The sequence below is a fragment of the Roseovarius sp. MBR-78 genome (genome assembly GCF_040547535.1).
In the GTDB taxonomy this organism is placed as follows: Bacteria; Pseudomonadota; Alphaproteobacteria; order Rhodobacterales; family Rhodobacteraceae; genus Roseovarius.
Genome location: NZ_JBEPPX010000059.1, coordinates 1 through 4,936 on the forward strand (window position 1 = coordinate 1; position 4,936 = coordinate 4,936).

General features: G+C 63.3%; 5 protein-coding genes. 1 reads left to right on the forward strand and 4 read right to left on the reverse strand.

From position 1 onward, the window contains the following. Positions 1 to 80: 80 nt before the first annotated feature. The 4 genes from ABIE58_RS19905 to ABIE58_RS19920 are packed head-to-tail and all read right to left on the reverse strand — an operon-like array spanning position 81 to position 3,950. Complete coding sequence (locus tag ABIE58_RS19905; RefSeq protein WP_354546360.1) at positions 81 to 1,322, reverse strand: LLM class flavin-dependent oxidoreductase; 1,242 nt, start codon at positions 1,320 to 1,322, stop codon at positions 81 to 83. Then, positions 1,319 to 2,134, reverse strand: coding sequence for an ABC transporter permease (locus ABIE58_RS19910; RefSeq protein ID WP_354546361.1), 816 nt, complete (start codon positions 2,132 to 2,134; stop codon positions 1,319 to 1,321). Before ABIE58_RS19910 ends, ABIE58_RS19905 begins: the two co-directional genes overlap by 4 nt. Further along, entirely contained in the window at positions 2,127 to 2,936 is an 810-nt protein-coding gene (locus ABIE58_RS19915) for an ABC transporter ATP-binding protein (RefSeq protein WP_354546362.1), read from the reverse strand. Before ABIE58_RS19915 ends, ABIE58_RS19910 begins: the two co-directional genes overlap by 8 nt. Before the next feature lie 3 nt (positions 2,937 to 2,939). Further along, positions 2,940 to 3,950 (reverse strand): ABC transporter substrate-binding protein, encoded by a 1,011-nt coding sequence (locus tag ABIE58_RS19920; RefSeq protein WP_354546363.1) that lies wholly within the window; start codon positions 3,948 to 3,950, stop codon positions 2,940 to 2,942. 292 nt (positions 3,951 to 4,242) lie between these two features. Between ABIE58_RS19920 and ABIE58_RS19925 the strand changes: the two genes are divergently transcribed. Next, on the forward strand, positions 4,243 to 4,710 hold the full coding sequence (locus ABIE58_RS19925; RefSeq protein ID WP_354546364.1) for an RrF2 family transcriptional regulator: 468 nt from the start codon (positions 4,243 to 4,245) through the stop codon (positions 4,708 to 4,710). Positions 4,711 to 4,936: the final 226 nt, after the last annotated feature.

The following is a 4,936-nucleotide window of genomic DNA, read 5'->3' on the forward strand; positions in this document are numbered from 1 at the left end:
AACTGCCATCAAAGCCTCCATCATTTGAAGACAGTGATTCAGATTTTTCTGCAGAAGGGAATCCTCTGCGAGTCAAACAATCAGGCCGTTGGTATCACAAGATCGACAAAATCCTCAAGCCCGCCGGGCAGGACCGGACCCATGATGTTGAACCCGTCGGCGGCACCAGTCTCGAACCGCTCTTGCAGCGCGTCGGCGATATCTTGGGCCGTGCCGGTGATCTGCCAATGCCCGCGCGCGCCCGCCATCGACAGCGCCAGATCGAGCACGCTGAGATTGTCGCGCCGCGCCCGGTCGATCAGCAATTTCTGGCGGCTGACATGCCCTGCCGAGACCGGCAGATCGGGCAGCGGGCCATGCGGATCAAACGCGCTTACATCGGTGCCCAGCAGGTTCGACAGATGCGACAGCGCCACATCGGGATGCACCAGATCCTGCAATTGCGCGAACTTGTCCTCGGCCTCGGTGCGGCTGCGCCCGATCACCGGAAAGACACCGGGCATGACCTTGATCGCGTGCGGGTCGCGGCTATGGGCGGGCAGACGTTGCTTTAGGTCGCTGTAATAGTCCTGCCCCTCGGCCACGGTCTGCGTTGCGGTAAAGACCGCATCTGCGGTGCGCGCGGCCAGCGCCTTGCCCGGCTCCGACGCGCCGGCCTGAAAAATCACAGGGCGGCCCTGCGGGCTGCGCGGCACGTTGAGCGGCCCGCGCACGTTGAAATGCGGGCCTTTGTGGTGAATGGGCGCGAACGCCTCGGGGCGAAAGAACTGCCCCGACGCCTTGTCGCGGGGAAAGGCATCGTCGGGCCAGCTGTCCCAGAGGCGGGCCACCACATCTACCGCCTCTTCGGCGCGGGCATATCGGGCGGCATGGGCCATCTGATGATCAAGGCCGAAATTCCTGGCCTCGAAATCATCGGCCGAGGTGACAAGGTTCCAGCCCGCGCGCCCGCCCGACAGATGATCGAGCGAGGCGAACTTGCGCGCGATCGTGTAGGGATCGCTGTAGGTGGTGGACACCGTGGCCACCAGACCGATATGCGTGGTGACCGCGCTGAGGGCCGACAGGAGCGTGATCGGCTCGAATTGCCCGACATAGCGGATCGCGGTGCGCGACAGGGCCGGCAGATCATCGCCGCGAATGCCCACGCCATCGGCCAGAAACAGCAGATCGAATAGCCCCCGTTCGGCCACCTGCGCCAGATGCCGGTAATGGGCGATGTTCACCCCCGCATCGGGCTGCCCGTCGGGGTGCCGCCAGGCCGCGACATGGTGGCCGGTGGGATAAAGAAACGCCCCCAGATGCATCAGTCGTTGCGTCATTTTTGCATCCCCCAACGCCGCACGGTGCGGTTTTCAATCGCCCGGAATATCCCAAGCTCAACGACCAGCCCGATCAGGATCACCACGACCAGCCCGGCAAAGACCTTGTCAGTGTAAAGCTCGTTGCGGTTGCGGAAGATGAACCAGCCAAGCCCCCCGGTGCCCGACGAGACCCCGAACACCAATTCCGCCGCGATCAGCGTGCGCCAGGCAAAGGCCCAGCCGATCTTGAGCCCCGACAAAAGCGAGGGCAGCGCGGCGGGGGCCAGGATCAGCGCCACGAACACCGGGCCGCGCAGGCCATAGTTGCGCCCCACCAGCCGCTGCGTTTCGGGCACCGATTCAAAGCCCTGCAGCGCGGCAAGGGCGAAGGGCCAGATCACGGCATGGCACAGCACGAAGATCAGGCTTTTCTCGTTCAGCCCGAACCACAAGAGCGCCAGCGGCAGAAGCGCGATGGCGGGCAGCGGGTTGAACATCGCGGTCAGCGTTTGCAGCGCGTCGCGCGCAAACCGGTTCGCCGCCGCAAGACCCACCAGCACCAAAGCGATGGACAGCGCCAGAGCATAGCCCTTGAGCAACACCTGAAGCGAGACCCAAGCCGACCCCAGCAGATGTTCATCGCGCGCAGCCTCGAAAAGCGCTGTCAGCGTGGTCGATAGGCGCGGCAGCATGATCGGGTTGTTCTGCCAAAGCGCGGCCAATTCCCAGCCAAGGCCCAGCAAGACCAGCACCGCAAGACGGCGGACAAGCTGAACCTCCCAAAGGCGCGACAGGCGCGGGCGCGGCGTGACGAGCGGGATATCAGACATCGGCCGCCTCCGCCTGTGGAAAGAGAAGCTCATGCACCTCGCGCACCATCCGCGTGAAGGCGGCGGTTCCCTGTGCCACGCCATTGGTGTCAAGCGTGGCCAGCGTGCGCCCCGGATGCGCCGAGAGAAGATGCAGCCGCGTGCCGATCAGCACCGCCTCGTCGATGGAGTGGGTCACAAAAATCAGCGTCGCGCCGACCTCTTCCACCACGCGCAGCAGATCGGCCTGAAGCCGGGTGCGTGTCAGCGCATCAAGCGCGGCAAAGGGTTCGTCCATCAGCAGCACGTCCGGGCGCATCGCCAGCGCCCGCGCGATGGCGACCCGCTGTTTCATGCCGCCCGACAATTCGTGCGGGAACTGATCGCGCGCCCGCGCCAGACCGACGCGCGCCAGCGCATCCTCGGCCCGATCCTGCGCCTCGGCGCGGGCCAGCTTGCGCGCCCGGATCAGCGGGAACATCACATTGCCAAGCGCGGTCTTCCACGGCAGCAACTGATCGAATTCCTGAAACACCACGATGCGGTCCGGCCCCGGCCCGGTCACCGGCTTGCCGCGCAGGCTGATCGTGCCCGAGGCAGGCGGCAGGAACCCGGCGACGGCTTTGAGGATCGTCGACTTGCCGCAGCCCGAAGGCCCCAGCAACACCAGCCGCTCACCCTCGGCCACGTCAAGGCTGACCCGGTCAACCGCCAGATGCGCCTCGCGATCCCCCTGATAGATCAGCGTCAGGTCGCGGGCCTGCAATACGGGCGCGCCGACTGTCTGCGGCGCGCCGACGGGAGTAAGTTCAATCACCGACATGGATCAGCTGCCCGGCCGGTCATGGACCGTGTCAAAGAAATAGTCCTTCCAGCTTGCAGGCCGGTTCTTGAGTGCGCCGACATCGTTGAGAAACAGCGCCAGCGCCTCGGTGTTGCGCGGGGTGGTATCAAAGCTGAAGCGCGGATCGGTCAGGATCGACAGGATGAAGTCGCGATCCAGCTTGGAGTCGGTCACGCGGATATAGGTATCGGCGGCCTCTTCGGGGTTCGCGGCGATCCAGTCGGCGGCCTCGGTATAGGCATCCACGAAGGCGCCGTAGGTCTTGGGGTTGTCGTTGCGAAACGCCTCGGTCGTGTAGATGATGATCGAGGTGGTCGGGCCGCCATAAACCTCGTAACTGTCCAGCACCTGATGGATACTGTCATCGGCCAGCGCCAGTTGCTGGAACGGCGAGTTCGAGAAATGCGCGCTGATCGTGCCGGACCCCGACAAAAGCGCCTGCGTGGCATCCGGGTGCGGCAGCGACACGGTCAACTGATCAAGCCGGTCAAACTGATCCTTCCCCCACGCCTTGGCGGCGGCAAATTGCAGCGTGCGCGCCTGCACCGACACACCGACCGAGGGCACCGCGATCCGGTCGTCAGGCCCGAAGTCGGCGATGGTCTTGACGTCGGGGTTGTTGGTCACAAGCGCGAAAGGAAATTGCGCACCCGCTACGATGCCACGCACGTTCTGCGCGCCCTTGGTGCGGTCCCATATCGTCAGCAGCGGGCCAACACCGGCCGCCACGATATCGACCGACCCGGACAAAAGCGCGTCATTGGTGGCCGCCCCGCCCGACAACCGCGCCCATTCCGGTGACACCTCGACCCCGCGGGTCTTGCCATGTTTCACCAGCAGGTCCTGATCGCGGATCACATGAAATGGCAGGTAGGAAATGCCGAATTGCTCGACAAGGCGGATGGTGCCTTCGGCGAAGGCGGGGGCCGCCGTTGACAGGCCAAGCGCAAGGGCTGCGACAAGTGTTGATCGGCGGGTCATGGGACGTGTCATGGTATGCTCCTCGGCATGTGTTGCATGCCAAAACGCTACAATGCCTATCGTGTTTTGCGTATTCTAAAATCAGAAGCTTTGGGGAGATATAATTCCTGAATAGCGCGACCTCGCAGCACGATCCGTTCGCGCTGACGTCAGGCTGTCGGCTGTTAAGGATCGGCGGACAGGGAGGCACAGCTGCCCGAATCCCGATTATTCATATCGTGTTTGGTTTTTAAGTCTCGCCTTTGATGCGGAACGACATTATTTCATTCATATCAGGTTCAGTTTTCGAGGCAAATTCCGGCAGATGATCACGCATAAGACCAAGTATGCGCTCAAGGCGCTTATGGTGCTGGCCGATGAGAAGGCGGGCGCGGCGGAGGCGTTGCGGATCGAGGAGATCGCGCAGCGCTCGGGCGCGCCGAAGCGGTTTTTGGAGCATATCCTGCTCGATCTCAAGCGCGCCGGGTTGATCGGCAGCAAGCGGGGGCGCAATGGCGGGTATGAGCTGATCAAGGAGCCGCGGCGCATTTCGATTGCCGAGGTGCTGCGCCTGATTGACGGGCCGATGGCACCGTTGCCGTGCCTGTCGCGCAAGGCCTATCGGCGCTGCGAGGATTGCACCGACGAGCAAACCTGTCGCGTGCGCGCGGTGTTTGGCGGGTTTTATGCCACCTATATCCTGATGATCGAATCGCTGACCCTCTCGGATTTGCAGCAAGATGCGGCCCCGCTGGACCGCTTCGATGGCGCGGCTTCGCAAGCCGGAGAATAATATTCTACAATCACGACTGAGATCACCGTGATTTTTCCTTTGCAATACCCGACCATCCCTGTCGTTATTTACGTGTCAGGCGGCACTGTGCCGGGCCCGCATCCCGGTGAGTGGTGATGCCTCCCACCGGCCCCGCTGCCTGACACGAGATTTGGACACGGGTTGAGCAAAGGAGACCCCAATGTATCGCACCATCCAGCTTGGCGCTTATGTGCAGGCGCAGGGC

Excerpts from the sequence above, each read along its gene's own strand:
- ABIE58_RS19905 (WP_354546360.1), bottom strand. The coding sequence starts at position 1,322 with ATGACGCAACGACTGATGCATCTGGGGGCGTTTCTTTATCCCACCGGC.
- ABIE58_RS19910 (WP_354546361.1), bottom strand. The coding sequence starts at position 2,134 with ATGTCTGATATCCCGCTCGTCACGCCGCGCCCGCGCCTGTCGCGCCTT.
- ABIE58_RS19915 (WP_354546362.1), bottom strand. The coding sequence starts at position 2,936 with ATGTCGGTGATTGAACTTACTCCCGTCGGCGCGCCGCAGACAGTCGGC.
- ABIE58_RS19920 (WP_354546363.1), bottom strand. The coding sequence starts at position 3,950 with ATGACACGTCCCATGACCCGCCGATCAACACTTGTCGCAGCCCTTGCG.
- ABIE58_RS19925 (WP_354546364.1), top strand. The coding sequence starts at position 4,243 with ATGATCACGCATAAGACCAAGTATGCGCTCAAGGCGCTTATGGTGCTG.